This window comes from Luteolibacter sp. AS25 (assembly GCF_046736275.1).
Lineage (GTDB): Bacteria > Verrucomicrobiota > Verrucomicrobiia > Verrucomicrobiales > Akkermansiaceae > Luteolibacter.
Map to the genome: position 1 here is coordinate 1,237,578 of NZ_CP151837.1, position 18,849 is coordinate 1,256,426.

Annotated in this window: 14 protein-coding genes; 9 read left to right on the plus strand and 5 right to left on the minus strand. The window is 51.7% G+C overall.

The annotated features are described in order from the left end of the window. Window positions 1-3 precede the first annotated feature (3 nt). Window positions 4-534, minus strand: coding sequence for a hypothetical protein (locus AAGA79_RS05775; RefSeq protein ID WP_411827825.1), 531 nt, complete (start codon window positions 532-534; stop codon window positions 4-6). A 139-nt stretch (window positions 535-673) separates the two neighbouring features. Between AAGA79_RS05775 and AAGA79_RS05780 the strand changes: the two genes are divergently transcribed. The 5 genes from AAGA79_RS05780 to AAGA79_RS05800 all read left to right on the plus strand — a co-directional run bounded on the left by AAGA79_RS05780 (window position 674) and on the right by AAGA79_RS05800 (window position 9,214). Next, window positions 674-3,331, plus strand: a complete 2,658-nt coding sequence (locus tag AAGA79_RS05780) for an ATP-dependent DNA ligase (protein WP_411828215.1) — start codon at window positions 674-676, stop codon at window positions 3,329-3,331. Window positions 3,332-3,613: 282 nt separating this feature from the next. Then, window positions 3,614-5,059 (plus strand): arylsulfatase, encoded by a 1,446-nt coding sequence (locus AAGA79_RS05785; protein ID WP_411827826.1) that lies wholly within the window; start codon window positions 3,614-3,616, stop codon window positions 5,057-5,059. Between the two features lie 158 nt (window positions 5,060-5,217). Further along, complete coding sequence (locus tag AAGA79_RS05790) at window positions 5,218-6,297, plus strand: glycoside hydrolase family protein (protein WP_411827827.1); 1,080 nt, start codon at window positions 5,218-5,220, stop codon at window positions 6,295-6,297. Window positions 6,298-6,376: 79 nt separating this feature from the next. Beyond that, window positions 6,377-7,867 (plus strand): arylsulfatase, encoded by a 1,491-nt coding sequence (locus AAGA79_RS05795; protein ID WP_411827828.1) that lies wholly within the window; start codon window positions 6,377-6,379, stop codon window positions 7,865-7,867. Between the two features lie 201 nt (window positions 7,868-8,068). Continuing rightward, window positions 8,069-9,214, plus strand: coding sequence for a MalY/PatB family protein (locus AAGA79_RS05800; protein ID WP_411827829.1), 1,146 nt, complete (start codon window positions 8,069-8,071; stop codon window positions 9,212-9,214). Window positions 9,215-9,276: 62 nt separating this feature from the next. Here the strand turns inward: AAGA79_RS05800 and AAGA79_RS05805 are convergent, their stop codons facing one another. Beyond that, a complete protein-coding gene (locus AAGA79_RS05805) occupies window positions 9,277-11,271 on the minus strand; it encodes a vWA domain-containing protein (protein WP_411827830.1) in 1,995 nt (664 codons plus the stop codon). A gap of 241 nt (window positions 11,272-11,512) precedes the next feature. Between AAGA79_RS05805 and AAGA79_RS05810 the strand changes: the two genes are divergently transcribed. Together AAGA79_RS05810 and AAGA79_RS05815 are read left to right on the plus strand one after the other, a co-directional pair. Continuing rightward, the gene (locus AAGA79_RS05810; protein WP_411827831.1) at window positions 11,513-12,184 is read left to right on the plus strand and encodes a spermidine synthase; all 672 of its coding nucleotides are present in this window, start codon (window positions 11,513-11,515) and stop codon (window positions 12,182-12,184) included. A gap of 69 nt (window positions 12,185-12,253) precedes the next feature. Beyond that, entirely contained in the window at window positions 12,254-12,850 is a 597-nt protein-coding gene (locus AAGA79_RS05815) for a hypothetical protein (protein WP_411827832.1), read from the plus strand. Between the two features lie 98 nt (window positions 12,851-12,948). Here AAGA79_RS05815 and AAGA79_RS05820 read toward each other — a convergent pair whose 3' ends face one another. Beyond that, window positions 12,949-13,107 carry a DUF3309 family protein gene (locus tag AAGA79_RS05820; protein WP_411827833.1) on the minus strand — a complete coding sequence of 53 codons (159 nt, stop codon included), beginning with the start codon at window positions 13,105-13,107 and terminating at the stop codon, window positions 12,949-12,951. A 307-nt stretch (window positions 13,108-13,414) separates the two neighbouring features. Here AAGA79_RS05820 and AAGA79_RS05825 point away from each other — a divergent pair, with 307 nt between their 5' ends. Together AAGA79_RS05825 and AAGA79_RS05830 are read left to right on the plus strand one after the other, a co-directional pair. Then, complete coding sequence (locus tag AAGA79_RS05825; protein ID WP_411828216.1) at window positions 13,415-14,410, plus strand: LLM class flavin-dependent oxidoreductase; 996 nt, start codon at window positions 13,415-13,417, stop codon at window positions 14,408-14,410. 320 nt (window positions 14,411-14,730) lie between these two features. Then, window positions 14,731-15,174 carry a GreA/GreB family elongation factor gene (locus tag AAGA79_RS05830; protein WP_411827834.1) on the plus strand — a complete coding sequence of 148 codons (444 nt, stop codon included), beginning with the start codon at window positions 14,731-14,733 and terminating at the stop codon, window positions 15,172-15,174. 95 nt (window positions 15,175-15,269) lie between these two features. On the opposite strand, the gene AAGA79_RS05835 is transcribed toward AAGA79_RS05830, so the two are convergent. Both AAGA79_RS05835 and putP read right to left on the minus strand, forming a co-directional pair. After that, the gene (locus AAGA79_RS05835) at window positions 15,270-17,132 is read right to left on the minus strand and encodes a heavy metal translocating P-type ATPase (protein WP_411827835.1); all 1,863 of its coding nucleotides are present in this window, start codon (window positions 17,130-17,132) and stop codon (window positions 15,270-15,272) included. A gap of 139 nt (window positions 17,133-17,271) precedes the next feature. Further along, a complete protein-coding gene (gene putP / locus AAGA79_RS05840; RefSeq protein WP_411827836.1) occupies window positions 17,272-18,765 on the minus strand; it encodes a sodium/proline symporter PutP in 1,494 nt (497 codons plus the stop codon). Between the last annotated feature and the right edge of the window lie 84 nt (window positions 18,766-18,849).

Below are 18,849 nucleotides of genomic sequence, written 5' to 3' on the forward strand. Positions count from 1 at the left end.
TGATTAAAATATTCCCGGACCAATAATATCTGAATCCGGTCCCTCAAAATTCAGGGAGACGAAATCCAACCAAACTTTCTGGCTTTCAGGAGACAATTGTTCAGAGACTTTTCCCGTACATGTGGAGCAGAGCATGAGCGGGAGGGCGCCATCGACCAGTGAACCATCGTGGCGAAACTGTGCGGATAGGGTGAATCCATCGATGAGGGAGCGGTGGGTAAGGCAGGCCACGCAGTTGTCCAGGCGCTCTGCGGGATTTTCGAGCTTCATCCAATCTATGATACGGTTCTCCCAATCAATCTCGTTTTCGAGAAATTCGCGGATTCTAGCCTTGGATTCCTCGCTGAACCTGTTCGAGACCTCATCACGGCACTTTTCGCACACCGCGTATTCGAGGATGCACTCGCGGCGGTGGTAGTGCTTGTTCACCACCCAGCTATCTGCGGCGAGCGGGAGGAGTTGGTCGCAGGCTTTGCAGGTCTCGAAGGGGCGGTCGGTTTCGACGGATTCGAACCATTGCGTCAGGCTGTGCATGGAAAAAGGATAAGTTTAGGGTTCCTGAATGGCAATAGGGAGTTGTTCGTTGGAGCAAGAGTTTGCGGAGTGGTAAAGAGCTGTTAAGCTCACGGAAGTGATAGAAGTGGTTTTTAATCGTGGTATATATTTGCCTGAAATGGATTTCTGGCTGGATCCATGGGAGGCAAAGAAGGAGGCATTCGTTTCGCATGCGCATGCGGACCATTTTTCGAGGCATGAGAAGGCATATTGTTCTACGTTGACAGGGGCTTTGTTAACAAAGCGTTTCCATATGGCTGAGGGCAGGCTGGAGACAGCCGGATTCGGAGCGATTATCGAGAAAGATGGATTCAGGATGCGCTTACTTCCCGCAGGTCATATCGTAGGCTCCGCGATGCTTCATGTGACGCGAAAATCCGACGGGTCGACTCTGCTTTATACCGGTGATTTCAAAGTGAGGAGGGGAAGGACTGCCGAGATGGTGAACTTCATGCAGGCGGACGTATTGATCATGGAAACAACGTTCGGCCTACCTCACTTGGTTTTCCCACCACAGATGGAGGTGGAGGCGCGTGTGTTACGTTTTGTGAACGACGCGTTCGATGACGGTGAGATGCCAATCCTGTTCGCCTATTCTCTGGGTAAAGCACAGGAGGCGATAGCTTTGCTGGCGGAAAACGGTATCCCGGTTTTGTCCCATCCGAAGGTTGCGGAAATGACTGAAGTGAGCCGGGCAGCGGGTGTGAGGCTTCCTGAGCCTGTGATTTTCGATGGTGTGGGTAGACCCGGACACGTGGTGATCGGGCCGCCGAATGCGGTGGCTTCCAAGCTACTGCGTGGGGCGAAAAACAAGCGAACGGCTATGCTGACCGGATGGGCAATGCAGCCCGGTTCGTTTTACCGCTACAAGGTGGACGAGGTGATTCCGCTCTCCGATCACGCGGATTATCCCGGATTGATGGAATGCATCACGCGGGTAAGGCCGAAAAGGGTGCTGACGGTCCACGGATTTTCAAAGGAATTTGCGGCCGAGTTGAGGGGGAAAGGAATTGATGCCTGGTCTGCGCTTGGGGGTGATCAGATGGAGCTTTCGCTGGGTAAACCGACGGGTGCTGGTGTGGGGGCTTCCGCGCCAAGGAAAATTCGTCCGATCTGCCAACTGGCGGATTTTTCGGATGTTTGTAATTTGATTTCGGAGACGAGCAGCCGACTCGCGAAGGTTGATTTTCTAAAGAGCTATTTTCAAAAACTGGACACCGAGGAGGACCTGAAGATTGCTACCCGGTGGTTCACGGGAGAGGCGTTGCCACGCGTGGGAGGGCGGCGAACTCTCAATATCGGCAGTGCGACGTTGAAGCGCGCAATTCTGATGCTTCCGGGTGTGAAGCCGGAACGGTATCGGGAAATTTCCGCAACACAGAACGATTTACCCAGAACCGCCCGGATTTTACTGCAGGAAATTCTGCTGCAGCCGCTGCCAATGACATTGGTGGAGCTGTATGATTATTTCAAGGAGCTGAGCGGCGCACTGGGATCCTTGGAAAAGGTAGAGTCACTTGCAGATCGCTTCCAGCGCCTCCATCCGACGGAGGTTGAAGTTGTTAATAAGTTGTTAACAGGCGATTTGAGAATCGGATTGAAGGAGGGTTTGGTGGAAGAAGCCGTAGCGGCAGCCTTTGGAGCGAAGCCTACGGAGGTGCGCCAGGCGAACATGTTGACAGGGGATCTGGGGGAAACCGCGTGCTTGGCCAAAGCGGGGGATCTTTCCTCCGCGAAGCTCACACCGATGGTGCCGATCCGCTGCATGCTGGCAGCTCCCTTGGAGAGGAATGAGGAGAGTGATTTACCGGAGTTTGGAAATCTGCCGTTTGCTCCGCCTTTTTGGTTCGAGCCGAAATATGATGGTATTCGGGCCCAACTTCACAAGGAGGGGGACAAGGTAGGTCTTTTCTCAAGGGATTTACGACCTCTTGATCAGGAGTTCCCCGAGTTAATCGAAGAGGCGGCCAAGCTAAAGGGAGATTTTGTGTTGGATGGAGAGCTGATCGCCTATGCGAAGGGCCGAAAGCTTGGCTTTTCCGATCTTCAGAAAAGGCTGGGTAGGACCAAGGTGGAGGGTGACCTCTTCCTTGCTGCCGGGCAGGGAGCGGGAGTGGTTCCCCTGAAATATGTAGCATTTGATCTACTGTGGGCTGATCAGATCGAGTATTTGGAAAAGCCCTTACGGGAGCGCCGTGCGAAGTTGGATTCGCTGGGGCTGGAAGGAATGGTTGAATGTATTGGGAGATATTCGGCGGAGGGGCACGAAGAAATCGACGGATTGTTCAAGCGATCGCTTAAAGATGGTCACGAAGGCCTGATAGCGAAGGATCCGGAGAGTAATTATGCTCCCGGTAGGCGTGGAAAGCACTGGATAAAACTCAAAGGGGTCATGCCGACGCTGGACTGCGTGGTAGTTTATGCGGAGCAGGGCCATGGTAAACGTGCTGGAGTGCTTTCGGATTATACCTTTGCAATCCGAGACCATGAAAGCGGCGAGCTTAGGGTGTTGGGAAAAGCCTACTCCGGACTTACCGATCTGGAGATAGAACGATTAACCGAGCATTTTCTTGAACATACGATTTCAAAGGCGCGCCGGAAACACCGCGTGGAACCCGATACTGTTCTGGAGATTGCGTTTGATTCGATCCGGCGTTCACCGCGTCATGATTCCGGTCTGGCGCTGCGCTTTCCAAGGATCAAATCGATACGGACAGATAAGGGACTTGGCGAGATCGATACGCTGCAGACGGCGATGAATCTTCTGAAGAAGTAGAAATTCTGCTGAAGGGTGGGGAGTGAAACTTTGCCGACAAATCTTCATGTCTGAGGATGACGTGAAGGCCGGGCAGAGCACTTCCGGCCGGCCACAGTTGAACGATATCGATAACGTCCGATTGTGGAAATAAACGTACTGACTTCAGGTGCACCCGAGTTCTCCATACCTACGGGTTCCCGAAAGGGGCGGTGGGGTCTTATTTTTAGAAGAAACCCCAGAAATAAGGATAGAACAGGTTGCTGAATTCCGTAGGATGAGTCTCTTCTCAAAATCCCAAGAATGAAAATAAAACGTCTAATTCTCTGTTCCCTCGCTTTTGTCTGTGCCGCACAGGCGGAAAAAAAGCCGAATATCCTTTTTATCCTCACCGATGACCAAGGCTATGGCGATCTTGCCTGCCACGGGCAACCATTCCTAAAAACCCCGAATCTCGACAAGCTTTATGCCGAAAGCACCCGGTTCACAAATTATCACGTGAGCCCTACCTGCGCCCCGACCAGAGCGGCATTGATGTCCGGGAGGAATCCCTTCGAAGTGGGAGTGACCCATACGATTCTCGAGCGCGAGCGTATGGCTTTAGGCGTGCCGACGGTAGCAGATATGCTTCAGAAGGCCGGGTATGCGACGGGTATCTTTGGCAAATGGCATCTTGGGGAAGAAGATGATTACCAGCCTGAGAATCGTGGCTTTGATGAAGTCTTTATCCACGGTGCGGGTGGCATCGGACAGAATTTCATGGGTAGCCAAGGGGATGTCCCGGGCAACGATTACTTTGATCCGACGATCAAGCACAACGGAGTGTTTGAAAAAACCAGCGGATTTTGCACGGATGTTTTTGTAAGAGAGGCACTCGGATGGATTCACGAAGAACGCGAAAAGCCGTTTTTTGCATATATCGCATTGAATGCTCCACACGGACCTTTCAAAGCGCCTGAGAAATACAAAGCGATGTATCGCGATGATGTGAAGGGAGATGAGGACGCAGCCGGTTTTTTCGGAATGATTACGAACATCGATGACAACGTCGGCTTGATTGTCGAAAAGCTCGAAGAATGGGGGATCGAAGATAACACACTCCTGATTTTCATGACCGATAACGGTTCTTCAAAGGGCGCGAAATTTTACAATGCAGGGATGAAGGGCGCGAAGGTGTCCGTGCATGAAGGCGGTTCCAGAGTCCCGTTCTTTATGAGACTTCCCGGCACAACCGAAGCCGGCAGAGACATCGATAAATTGGCGAGACATATTGATGTTTTTCCGACCTTCGCTGATATTGCAGAACAGGATATTTCGGCGTTGAAACTCGACGGCCGTAGCCTGCTTCCTTTGGTAGAAGATACCGATGCCGACTGGCCGGATCGCAACTTGTTTTTCCACCGTGGACGTTGGGCGAAAAAGGGTGGGCCTGACAAATACGGAAAGGGCGACCCGGATCCGGATGCTTCCAAAGATAAAGGTTTCGCGGTTCGTACAGACCGCTGGCGTTTGGTGGATAACGAGCTCTATGAGATCAGAAACGACCCGGGCCAGAAGAAAGACGTTAGCAAGCAACACCCGGAAGTAGTGCAGGAGCTTCAGAAATCCTTCGATGAATTCTGGGAAAAAGCGCGTCCGCTAATGGTAAATGAAGATGCCTCCCTCGATGTGGAAAAACCCTTTGAGAAAGCTTATTTGCAGCAAAAAGAATCCACGGGAATTCCAGACTGGAGCCCGTCTGAATTATAATCCGAAACCCTCTTACTTTCTTTCCTTACCCGACAGGGGTATGGGGCAAGGAAAAGTGATTCTCTACCTGGTCGCGGCTGGGAAAGGGGAACTGATCCCAGCCACTTGCTAAACAATATTCGCGCATCACAGAATATGCGCAGAAAAACCAACCTATTATGAACTACCTGATTAAATCCCTCGCTATTCCAGCGCTGGCCGCTTTTTCACTCTCCAACAGCGCCAGCGCGGAGACAGATCTCAGCATGGATCCGTCCAAGCCAATTTTGGATTCCCCATTCAGCAAATCACTGACCCCGGGTAAATATATCCTCCCGGCACAGGATGGATTTTGGAATTGGGGAATGGCACCGATGTATGACGAAAATGGTAAGCTCCATATCTTCAATTCCCGCATCCCGAAACAAGGGGGCTCATGGATTACAAAAAGCGTGATCCAGCACTTTGTGGCGGATTCTGTCGAAGGACCATACGAGCTGGTTGGCGTTCCCTTCGAGAGCGATGAGACTACCTATCACAATCCGCAGATCTCAAAGGTTGGAGATACGTATGTTTTGGTCTTTCTGATGAATGACGTCACACTAAAGAGAAATTCCCAGGCTGTAGGCATCGCGACTGCGGAATCACTGGACGGTCCTTGGACAGAGAGTCCGCTGAACCCGATTATCCGTCCGTCCCGGATTGAAGGCAGCCACAACGCAACCCACGCTTCAAACCCTACTTTCCTGGTGGATCGTGAAGGGAAATTCCGCATCTATTACAAATCTATTTCCGACAGAAACCCCGGCTATCGCACAATCGCGCTCGCTACTGCAGATAAGATCGAAGGTCCATACACGGACTTTCCTGAAAATCCGTTGATCAGCTACGAATCCTTTGGTCGAGATATCGAGGATCCGTATGCATTCTTCTACAACGATACCTACTACATGATTCTTGAGGATCGCATGGATATCAAAGGGGCACTGGAAGGACGCCTAGACAAGGAAGAAGAAATAGATGCCGGCGGCAACCGTCCCGGACTTCTCTATAGTTCAAAAGACGGGCTGGATTGGGGTCGTCCGGAAATCGGCTATGATACGAACACTAAATACTTCGGTGAAGAGCTTTCCCGCAGTGAGCGTCCCCACATCCTTTGGAAAGACGGAAAGCCTGAATACCTGTTTCTGGCTAACCACGGTAGCAATGAAGCCGGGTTTTATCTGAAAATCGGCGATTTCCTTTCAACCGGGAAGTAAACAACACCAGTTTCCTGCCGGACAAGGGAGAACTCCCTAAGACGGTATCTGTAGTCTCAAAACCTTTGCCTTTAAAAAGATGAAATTCAATTCCTTCAAATTCGCCACCAAGGCGCTAACTGGAACGCTGCTGGTTTTAATCAGCTTTCAAACCGCGAGCGCGGAACTCGCAGGTAAAAAGCCGAATATTATTCTGGTCATGACCGATGACCAGGGAATGGGCGATTTGTCCTGTATGGGAAATGAGATCCTCAAAACTCCGAATATTGATCGTTTCTACGAGGGATCTACCCGCTTCACCGATTTTCAGGTGAGCCCGACCTGTGCTCCGACACGGGCGGCTCTCATGAGCGGACGCTCTCCCTTCAAAGTGGGCGTGACGCACACCATCCTCCAGCGGGAGCGTATGGCTCAGAAAGTCTTCACCATGCCACAGGCTTTGAAATCAGCAGGTTACACCACCGGTCTATTTGGCAAGTGGCACCTTGGCGATGAAGAGGCATATTTGCCTCAGAACCGTGGTTTCGACGAGGTGCTTATGCACGGGGCAGGGGGCATCGGGCAGGTCGGCTTGGGTGATTTCGCAGCCAATGGGAAGAATCCTTACTTCGATAACGTGTTGCTTCACAACGATACCGTTGTTCAGACCAAGGGCTTCTGCACTGACCTATTTTTTGAGGCAGCCGAGGCTTGGATTTCAAAACAGCATAAGTCGGGGACACCGTATTTCGCCTATGTTTCCCTGAATGCTCCACACGGCCCGTATTTCGCACCGAAGAAGAGCAAGCAGCGCTTTCTCGATCTGGGCTATGATAAGAAAACCGCCAGTCGTTATGGTATGGTGGAAAATATCGATGAAAATTTCGGGCACATGATGGAGCAACTCAAGTCCTGGGGAGCTTTGGAGAACACGCTTGTGATTTTCATGACAGACAACGGAATGTCGATGCCTGCCATCAAGCAAAACAGGAAATCGATGGAACCTTTCAACGCCGGAATGAAGGGCAAGAAAAACAGCCCTGATGAAGGTGGCACTCACGTTCCGGCTTTCTGGCAGTGGAAAGGTGTTCTCGGTGAAGGCGTGGATATCAATGCGCTTGTGGCCCACATTGACGTTTATCAAACATTCAGCGAACTCGCAGGAGCAGAGCTTCCCGCTTCCATGCAGGAGCTTGACGGACGGTCACTGCTACCCCTCCTTGAAGATTCGAAAGCGGAGTGGCCTGACCGTGAGCTATTTTTCCATTGCGGCCGCTGGAGCGAAGGAAATCGCGATAAGGAAAAGTATAAAAACTCAGCTGTCCGGACTGAAAAATGGCGTCTGGTCGACAACGGGAAACTTTACAACATCGAGGAAGATCCGGGCCAGAAAATGGATGTTGCGAAGGACTTTCCCGAGGTGGTGGCGGAACTCCGCAAATCCTATGACAAATGGTGGGATTCCGCGGTTCCATTGATGGTGAACGAAGGTCTGCCGAAAATTTCCAAGGAGGATCAACCGTTTCCTATCCGCTACGAAAAGCAGCTTAAGGAAAAAGGAATTCCCGACTGGAGTCCCGAGAAGCCTTGATATTTTCTGGTGGGCTGCGTGCCTTGCAAGTTCGAGTTTCTCAGTAAGCTATTTGCGGGGGCAATCGTCTAGGCAATGGAGACAGGTGGAGTGCGGGTAAACACCGCGACCAGTGGATCCCAGGGTTTTGCTTCGGAAAAATCTACCACCTTCTAGGGTTAGGACTTCAAACCGGAAGAATCTGGTTTAGCCTGCGGCCAGATGAGTTTCGATTTTGACACAGTAATTCCGAGAAAAGACAGCGGCTGCATCAAGTTTGACCGCAAGCCCGAGCTTGACCCTTTCTGGGTGGCAGACATGGATTTTGTCTCTGCCCCGCCGATTTTGAAGGCTTTGCACGATCGCGTGGACCACGGGATCTTTGGCTACGCCCATCCGCATGCAGGGGTGACTGAAGCAGTGCGTAGCTACCTGAAGGAACGCCGTGCGGTGGAGTTAAATGAGGATCATCTCCTTCACCTTGGGGGATTGGTTCCAGCCCTTTCACTGGCGGCGCGAGCATTTTGCGAAGACGGTGGTGAGCTACTGACCTGCACACCCGTCTACTACCCGTTCCTCAACGTTCACAAGGATGCGGGGGCTAAATTGCTCACCGTGGACCACGTAATGAAGAATGGCAGATGGGAATTCGATTGGGAGGCAATGGAGGAAACCGTCACTGAGAAAACAAAGATATTTCTTCTCTGCAATCCGCAGAATCCGCTCGGCCGAGTCTTTACCGAAGAGGAAATCATCCGCCTTGCCGAGTTCTGTGAGAAGCATGATTTGCTGCTCATATCGGATGAAATCCATTGCGATTTGATTCTCGATGAGAATCAGCCCCATTTCTCGGCCCTGAATCTTCCCGAGCATTTCCAGAAGAGGGTGGTGGCATTGCTCTCGCCAAGTAAAACCTGGAATATCGCCGGGCTTGGCTATGCTTTTGCGATCATTCCGGATGACTCGGTGAGACGTAGGTTCTCTGCTGAAAAAGGACACACCTTAGCAGAAATTAACGCACTTTCCTATTATGCGACGGAAGCGGCGTATAATGAGGGCGAGCCATGGAGGCTGGAATTGATCGAGTATCTACGTTCAAATCGAGATGAACTAGTCAGGTTTATCAATGAAGAGTGTAAGGGACTGAAGATACACTCCCCGGATGTAACTTACCTGGCGTGGATTGATGCACGTGACCTGGGAGTTCCCAACCCTGCGAAATTTTTCGAGCAAGAGGCCGGTTTGTTTCTCTCCGACGGAGCACCATTTGGCTGGGCAGGATATGTTCGATTCAACTTCGCCTGCCCACGTAGCCGTATGCTGGAAGGTCTGGAAAAGATGAAGAAGGCAATCGACTCAAAGGTTTGATTTCAAAGCCTTCCCAACCTACTCGGGAGGGAAGGCTAAAAGAGATACTGAGGCCGTGTAAGTTACTCTTCCGGCTCAATTATCGTAATCGGTGCGCGAGCGAGAACACGGTTCCCGTCTTCATTCATATATCGGATTTCAGCTTCTCCGATGGTTTCCGTAGCGGCGACCGTGGCAGCCTCCCCGGATTTGAGGTATGACCATTTCTCGTATTTGCCATCTTCCGAGTCTTTCGGAACGATCGTGAGGAAGTCGCCTTTGTTGCCCGGTCCGGTCCATTCGATTGATACGTTCTCTCCGGCAATTGCCTGTGGAGCCGATTTCAGGGTGATTTCGGGTGCCGTGATCAGAATGGATGTTCTTGCTAGGACAATGTTCCCCGTCTCATTCATGTAACGGATCTCAGCCGGTCCCGCGGTGTTTGTAGCTACGACATCCAGCGGCGTTCCCTCTTTCGTGTACGCCCACTTCTCATATTTTCCATCCTTTGTGTCCTTCGGGACGATGGTTATGAAGTCACGGTTATTGTCTGGTCCTGTCCACTCGATGGTAACGGTCGAACCGGCTGTGGCTTCTTCCGCAGCTTTCAGACTTATGACGCCTTCTTTCACGACGAGCGGGATACGCGCCAACACGATATTCCCCGTTTCGTTCATATATCGGATTTCGGCATCTCCGGTTTCATATGGCACTGTTACTTCGAGAGGGCTGCCTTCGCGAGTATATGCCCATTTCGCATATTTTCCGTCTTTGGTTTCTTTTGGAACAATGGTGATGAAGTCGCCCTTGTTATCCGGTCCCGTCCATTCAATGGATACAGAGGAGCCTGACACTGCTTCGCCTGCGGCTTTGAGGGTGATACCGCCTTTGACTATGGCAATTGGTTTCCTGGCCAGGACGATGTTACCCTGTTCGTTCATATAGCGGATCTCGGCTTCGCCGGTTTCGTAGGGTGCCTCGACCTTGGCCGGATTCCCTGAACGGGTGTATGCCCACTTTGCGTATTTTCCGTCTTTTTCAGCTTTCTGAACGATGGTGATGAAATCCCGGTCATATCCGGGGCCAGTCCACTCGATTTCCACTTCGGCACCGGCGATCACTTTCTCTGGTGCGTTTAAGGTGATTTCGAACTCTGTGAGTATGATTGGATGGCGGGCGATGATACTGTTGTTATTCCCCGAGATATAACGAACCTCCGCATCACCGGCGCTGATCAGGGTTGCGAGTTTTGTCGACGTCTTATCTTTGGTATAGGCGTAACCGAAATTCTCACGATCCTTTGCGCCTGCCTTGGCAATTGTAACATAGTCGCCGTCTTGTTGTTCTACCTCCCAGGAAACTTCGATATCGGTTCCGGCAACCGCAGATTCCGGAGCAATAAGCTTTGCCGTTCTGGCTTCCTCCACCCCCGGCGCTTTTTTCATGGCGGTGGCACCTACCGCCAGGTCCAAGGCGTCCTTCAATGACTCCGCGTCGGATGCCGGGAAAAATTTCCCGCCGGTGGAATCAGCAATGCAACGTAGCTTCTCCGTCTCCTCAGGCTTTAGATCGAAGGCAATGACGTGTGCAGTGAAATCTACACCCAGTTCCTCGAGTTTTTTGGCCGCAGCACACGGGTCTGCATCACATGTCTCAAGTCCGTCGGAAATCAGGATTACGGTAGCTTTTTGTTCCTTGTAGCTGAGTCCTTCCGCAGCCAGCTCAAGGGCGGCCGTGATCGGGGTCATACCTTTCGGCATGATGTCCTCGATGGTTTTTACGAAAGTGGATCGATCCACTTTTCCGACCGGAATGAGCAGCTCTATGTCAGCGCAGTCACCTTTTTTACGGTGGCCATATGTCATGAGGCCCAGCTCGGTCTCCGCAGGTAAGGTCTGCACGAGATTTCCGACGACCTCACGTGCGATCTCGATTTTTGCTTTGCCCTTGATTTGACCCCACATGCTTCCGGATGCATCAAAAATGATCAGAGCAGAAGGTGCCGTATCTGTTTCCTGCGCACGCATTCCTGTGTTCAGGAGAAGGGCCGCCGCCATAGTGAATAAATAGTTTCTCATCTTAGTGAAATGATCCTCTGACGGTCTATGTTAGTAGCAGGAACTTTATCTATGACAATGGCAGAAATTTCATTTGGATAGAGCTGTTAAACTATGATCTACAACTTTCGTTGTTTCGTATAAATCGTCCATTCCAGCCGGAAGGAGAGGGGAAGCAGGGGGGCGCCGGCTATCATCAATCACAGCGAAAGGGCGGAAACGCTTCGACAATTGTGTAGGTTCCACCGATAGAGGGTCAGCGATGAAAGTCACCACCACTCTAGCCAGATCCACTACTCCAGACGGCGAACCTTTGGTTCTCCAAGAGCACGATGGTCATTATTTCATGAAAGTGGCTGGTGTGCAGCTTATGAGCACCAATGCCTCCTCGTCCGAGCAAACCATGGCAGAGTTAGGCTGCTCCAAGATGGCTGATAAGCCGCGGGTGCTCATCGGAGGACTAGGTTTCGGATTCACATTGCGCAGGGTATTGGAGCTTTGCCCCGCGGATGCGACGGTCGATGTAGCGGAGTTGCTTCAAGTAGTGGTCGATTGGAACCGTGAGTTTCTCAAGGATGTGAATGGTCTACTAGTGGATGATCCCAGGGTCACAATTCACATGCGCGATGTGGCGGATATTATCAAAGGAGCTGCTGGCGATGATCGCTACGATGCAATCCTTCTTGATGTGGACAACAGCCCCGATCCGCTCGTGCAGAAGGGAAATGCAGGACTCTACGATAGCAACGGAATTACCCTCGCAAAAGCGGCACTCAAGCCCGGTGGAAAAGTCGTCTATTGGTCTGCAAACCAGGATAAGAGCTTTGAACGGTCGTTGGCCAAGGTCTTCGGAAACGTGGAGTCCATCGGAGCGAAGGCATACCCGAAGGCTAGACGCTTCACCCATACATTGTTTGTGGCGCGGCGGAGCTGAAGCGTTCCAAAGAGTTAATCCGTGTTTATCGAATCGGCGGAAAGGGCCGGATATGATAGGCAAAAGGTTATGAAAAGTTTCCGCTTTATTGTTTCCTGCGCTCTTGCTGTTTTTCCCCTGGTTAGCAAAGCACAGCAGGAAAAATTTGTAGATGAAAACGCAGCCGTGAAAATTGACAAAGTGGGCAGTGAACTTTCCGCAAGCGGCATTGTGAAGAAAGTGGAAGATGCGGGCTACCCGATTTTAGTCATCACTTTGAGTTGCGGGAAAGAGGGTGAAGAAATGGATTTTATCCTCGATGCCGAGGCGGTGGGAGTGACCGAGACCCAGCTATTGGAGGTCAAGGATGGAAGGGCGGTGAAGTTTCACTATACTGCTGAGAAATTAAATAATGTTTACGACATCCGGATTGGAGAAAAGTCGCTCTTCGGAATCAGCACGCCAAAGGTAGATCCGGATTGGAAGGCTGTTTCCGGGATTCTAGGGGGTGTGGAGGAAGAAACAGCGGGAGACCTACCTGAAGAGATCACCATCTCAGATAAGAATGGGGAGGTAGTTAAGCTGCCGGTATTCGTTACCCGGGAAATGGTATTAGCCAACGGGAGCAGGGTAACGGCCTACTATGATGATCACGTCTCGCACGAAATTACCCGTGTCGACCTGTAGTATAGGAGCAGGAGAAACGACCCACGTTAGAATAGCAAAAAAAAGGCCCCGCTCGGCGAACTTTCACCGAGCGGGGCCATTGAATTTTGGACGTTTACTTAGATCATCCCCATCACCATAAGCACGATGACGATAACGAGAAGTAAGCCAAGGAAGCCACTAGGGCCGTAACCCCAAGTGCTGCTGTGTCCCCAGGTAGGAAGGACGCCGAGAAGAATAAGAACTAGAACGATTGCGAGTATAAGGCCGATAGACATATTTGTATTTGGTTGATTGTTATCCACCTTTTCGCAGATTACCTGCCATCGGGTTGCCAAGGCGTAACCCCTTTGGCTGCAAGTGTTTCAGAAGATCGTGGATTTTACCTGCTACATTTATCAGGGCATTCTGCTGCGCTTGGAATTGCAAAATGCATTGTCGGATTGATCCATAGCACTCGTTTTGCTGAAGAGTCCGTAATCAAGGGAGACTTTCTCAACCAACGTATGTGGTCTTTTCCGTCAAAACAGTGAACGGAGGTATTGGGCCTCCTTGCGTGAACGGTCTGGCTCGGTAGGTTGCAGGATGAAGTATTACTCGGTTCTGGATCTTGCGCCTGTTTTGGAGGGTGGGGATGAAAGTCAGGCGTTTGGCTACGCACTGGATCTCGCAAGGTCGGTGGAAAAGCAGGGTTATCACCGTTACTGGTTAGCCGAGCATCATAATATGACAGGCATTTCCAGTGCTGCCACCTCAGTCCTGATAGGATACATTGCAGGCGGGACAAAGAGCATCCGCGTGGGTTCCGGCGGGATCATGCTGCCAAACCATGCGCCGCTGGTCATTGCTGAACAATTCGGGACACTTGCCGCACTGTATCCAGGGAGAATCGATCTGGGGCTGGGCCGAGCACCCGGGGGTGAACCGAAAACGGCAGCTGCTCTAAGGAGAGGTCTCGGAAGCAGCGGTGATACTTTTCCGCAGGATGTTGTGGAGCTGCAGAGTTATTTCGGAGATGGCCCGGGCACGACGGGGGTCTTTGCTGTCCCTGGAATGGGGGCAAAAGTGCCGCTATATTTGCTGGGATCGAGTGATTTCAGTGCCAGGCTGGCTGCGGAAATGGGATTGCCATTTGCATTTGCCTCCCATTTCGCGCCAGAATACCTGCTGCAGGCGATTAGCCTGTATCGGGATGGTTATCAGCCTTCCGAGGAGCACCCGGAACCGCATGTAATGGTCGCCGCGAATGTCTTTTCCGCGAAGACGGATGCCGAGGGGTATCGGCTCTTCACATCTCTCCAACAGCAGTTTCTAGGTATGGTAAGGGGCATACGCGGGAAAATGAAGCCACCCGTAGATCCGGATGAGCTATCAATGTCCAGGGCGGAAGTTGCCCAGCTGAATAAGATGATGAGCTGCTCACTCGTAGGTTCGAAGGAAACCGTCAGGGAGGGCCTCGAAACCATACTTCGCGGAACCGGAGCAGATGAGATCATCGCCGTGAGCCAGATTTACGATCAAACTGCCAGGATTGAGTCCTTCCGCATTTTTGCTGAAATAGCCCAGGATTTCGTAAACTGAGTGGCAAAAAGCCGGTCCCGAATCGGGAAGGAATATTCCTGTTACTACTGCAAAAATATAGGCTTTCCGGGTTGACGTAAAAAATCTGTTAGATAACTGTAGAGATTGATGTTTACCAGATCCAGCACCCTGCACTACCAGCGCACCTTCCGTATGGATGAGTGGGCCGTTGGCTGGTGCGGCCACCGTTTGTCCGCCGCACGGGGTTAGGAAGGCGGTTTCTTGAAACAGGGGTCACCCCGAAATCGCCTGGATCAAATTTTAGTGCTTCTGTTGAAGCCAAAAATCCGCACGTAGCGGAATGAATTTTTATTATATTTATGAACTCTTCGATTAATCTGAAAGAGGCGGACGAACTACGCCTGAAAATGTTACTTAACCGAGAAATGCCACCTCCGTTTCCTGATGTGGCTGTGAAGCAGGCCATAGAAGGTCTGATGCGCGCTGCAAAGCCAGTATCTGGGATTATAGCGGGAGATACCAGGGCAGGATTCTATGATACCGTGACGCTCGTATCTCCCAATGACTCCAAGGATTTCTTCAAATTCTCCATGGTTATGCCCCACGAGGCGAATGTGGATAAGGATCTTATTTCCATATTCATGCCTGTCAGTCTTGCTGTCTTGGGTCGGAAATGCGGTGAAACCGTCGCATGGGAGACAAGGGCAGGGGAGCGAAGCATGCAGATCATTTCCCTCGAGGAGGTGGCGGATAATAATTCCGGCTTCCCAGGGGCTAGCAACGAGATGGAAGGTTCCATGTAGGTTGGGTTCTAGGGGTTTGAGTCGTCTTTTTTACGATTTTGCTGCGTCCTTGCAGCAGGATCGTGGAGATACGAATCGAGAGCGATTTTATGCCTTTAGAGGTCGTGAATAACCTTCGGCGGGAATGCAGCCCGCAGAGCGTTCAATACCGCAAGTACATCGATAACCTCCTGCAGAATCGCACCATTTACAGGGCTTAGATAGCCGGCTGCCGCAAACATCATTCCGATGACACTCAACGTCATTCCCCCAATCGCGCTATGGTATGCGATGGTCTTCATCCTGCGGCTGATATGCAGGAATTCATCCACTTTGGTCAGAGTGTTATCCATTATTACTACTCCCGCTGCTTCAGCGGTGACATCGCTGCCCTTGCCGATTGCGATACCAACGGTTGCCGCCATCATGGCAGGCGCGTCGTTGATACCATCGCCGACGTATAGTGTCTTTGCCTTTGCTGTCTCCTTTCGGACGATTCGGAGCTTTTCCTCAGGTTTCTGCTGGGAGAGCACTTCGGTGATCCCGACTTCGCCTGCCAGGTAACGAACCTCCGAATCCCGGTCCCCGGAAACGAGCATCACCCGGTCGAACCGATGCTTTGGGCCGAGATGATTTACAAATGAGCGGCTATCGGAACGTGGTGCGTCACGGAAGCGCAGCATACCCGCGTAGATACCATCAATGGCAATTACGCATTCCAATCCTCCGGCAATGGGCGGAAGCTGGCCTCTTACGAGAATATTTTGTTCTGCGAGTTTGCCGCGACTGGTGATGAGAATTTTCCGTCCGGAAACAATTCCGAAAAGGCCCTGGCCCGGCTGTTCGCTGACGTCCGCTGCTTCGGGAAGCTCGATATTTTCCTCCTCCGCTTGTCTGAGGATAGCTCGCGCAAGGGGGTGCTTCGAGTATCTTTCCACACTCGCGGTGAGGGTGAGGAGCTCCTTTTTCGAGACACCTGTGGCCGCGAGTAGCTCTGTCAATTTGGGCTCTCCGTAGGTGAGGGTGCCCGTTTTATCGAATATTGCAGTCCTGCAGTTGACCACCTGCTCCAGGACGACCGGTGTTTTTACAATAATCGCCCGGCGGGCGCAGAGTGAGATTGAACCAATAATGGCGATAGGTATCCCAATCAGAAGCGGGCAGGGGGTGGCTATGACCAAGACGGCGAGGAAGCGCATTGGTTCTCCACTGGCGGCCCATGCAATGATCGCTACCGTTAGTGCGATGGGTGTGTAGATAGCTCCAAGCTGATCGCCCATGCGCCTGAGCTGGGGACGTTTTTCCTCAGATTCCCGCATCACCTCCATGATTTTCGCGTAGCGGGAATCCGCCGGAAGACGGGTAGTGCGTATGGAAAGTGCGGCATCACCGTTGATTGCTCCCGAGATGACCTGGGAACCGGAGGTCTTGGTGATTTCAAAAGGCTCCCCGGTTAGGTAAGACTCATCCATTACGCCGTGGCCCTCGATCACTATCCCATCTGCCGGGCAAATCTCATGAGGGTAAACCACAAGGATATCCCCGACCTCGATATCTGCCAATTCCACTTCATCGATGTTCGCGTCCCGCTTGCGATGTGCGATTGCCGGCATCCGTTTTGCCAGGGCGGCCAAGACAGAGGATGCGCTATTCAATGCGTAGTGCTCCAGGGCTTCGCCGCCGGAGAGCATGAGAACGATGATGGATCCGGCCAGGTATTCTCCTAGAAGAACGGATGTAATAATCGAGATCCCGCCCAGAAGATCCGATCCAAATTCCCGTTTCCACAATTTGACCAATAGATCGTAAAGAAGCGGCAGACCACCTACGATAAGAGTTATGATCAGAGGTAATTGATGGACTTCCGGTGATTCCCGGAAAGTGAAACGCAGCACCAAATGAAGCGCAATGCCAGCTAACGCAAGCCCTGCGATCACGGTCGTTTTCCTATTCCAGAGTGTGGCAAATGGAGTTTCCATACACCTGAATGGTATTCCGTTACCGCCGATCTGGACAGGAGTTAGCTTCGGGTATTTCCTTTGTAGAAAAACGGTTAATTAGATGCCACTGCCTAGTCGCGGCTGTTGAACAGCGCAACATGTAGAGATTTTTAATGCTCTATTTTCCAGGTAGTTCCCTGAACTCTCCGGCGGTTGGGGTGATTTTGCTAACTATTACGATGGCAAGCCATGCGAGCGCGAAGCCGGGAATGATTTCGTAGATCCCCGGCCCACCGAGAAATGAATCCCCCCAGCCAAGGTTGATCCAGAGGACGACTGTGACCGCGCCGGTGAGCATGCCTGCGATGGCTCCGGCGCCAGACATTTTCTTCCATGTGAGGGCCAGAATTATCATCGGCCCAAAGGCTGCACCAAATCCCGCCCATGCATTGGAAACTAGGCCCAGGACCTCTGATTTAGGATCTCTTGCCATCAGTGCGGCGATGACGCCCACCAGTAGAACACTGATCCTGCCAACTAGTACGAGCTGGGTTTGGCTGGCCTTTTTGTTCATGAAGAGGCGGTAAAAGTCCTCGGTCAGCGAAGAGGAGGAAACGAGCAACTGGCTGGAAATCGTCGACATGATAGCTGCCAACAGAGCCGCATAGAGGAAGCCTGTGATCAATGGATTGAACAGTAGATCCGCCAGAACAATAAAGATCGTTTCCGGATCCCCGATTTCGATTCCGTTCCGCTCAATATATGCGCGGCCGAAAATACCGAGCCCGATGGCGCCGAGTACAGAAACGGCCATCCAGCTCATCCCGATATTGCGGGCCTTTGGAACTTCTGAAACGGAACGTATCGCCATGAAGCGGACGATGATGTGGGGTTGGCCGAAGTAGCCCAGTCCCCAGGCGATCGCCGACAGAAATCCGACGATGGTAAGCCCATCGAACAGCGAAAGGAAATGTGGATCTATTTCACTCAGGTTACGGCTGGCGGTGGCTATGCCTTCACCCTGCCCGGTGGTCAGGATCACCAGGGGCATGATTACAAGAGCAACCATCATGATACATCCTTGGACAAAATCGGTGAGGCTCACGGCTAGAAAGCCACCGACAACTGTATAGGTGAGGACGATGATGAGTGTGAACCATACGCCGAATGCGTAATCACTCATCATGCTGAGATTGATCAAATCACCGAACGCACTGGCAAATAGTTTTCCGCCGGCCACAAGACCGGAAGCGGTGTAAACGACGAAGAACACGACCACGATCACCGCCGAAATCATCCGGAGCGCCATTGCCTTTGAAGGAAAACGGTTTGCGAGGAATTCAGGAACGGTCAGGGCATTGTCGTAGCGTTCCGTTTGCTCGCGGAGGCGTGGGGCGACGACAATCCAGTTCACCAGCGCGCCGAGAAAGAGCCCGATGCCGATCCATGCTTCGACAAGTCCTGCAGCATAGAGGGCTCCGGGTAGTCCCAACAGAAGCCAGCCGGACATATCGGAAGCGCCCGCGGAAAGCGCTGCCACTGCTGGGTGCAACCGCCTCCCCCCAAGCATGTATTCCTCCGAGCTGGAAGTGGATTTTTTCGCAGCGTAGAAACCTATCGCGATCATTAATCCAAAATACAAAATCAAACTTATCCAAATACCTGTCGCCATGAGCTTTATCGTTGTTAAAAGGCTTCAGACTCACATGCGGGGTAGAGCGGGTTCAAGGGTCGAATCTTTTTTCTTTGATTACAG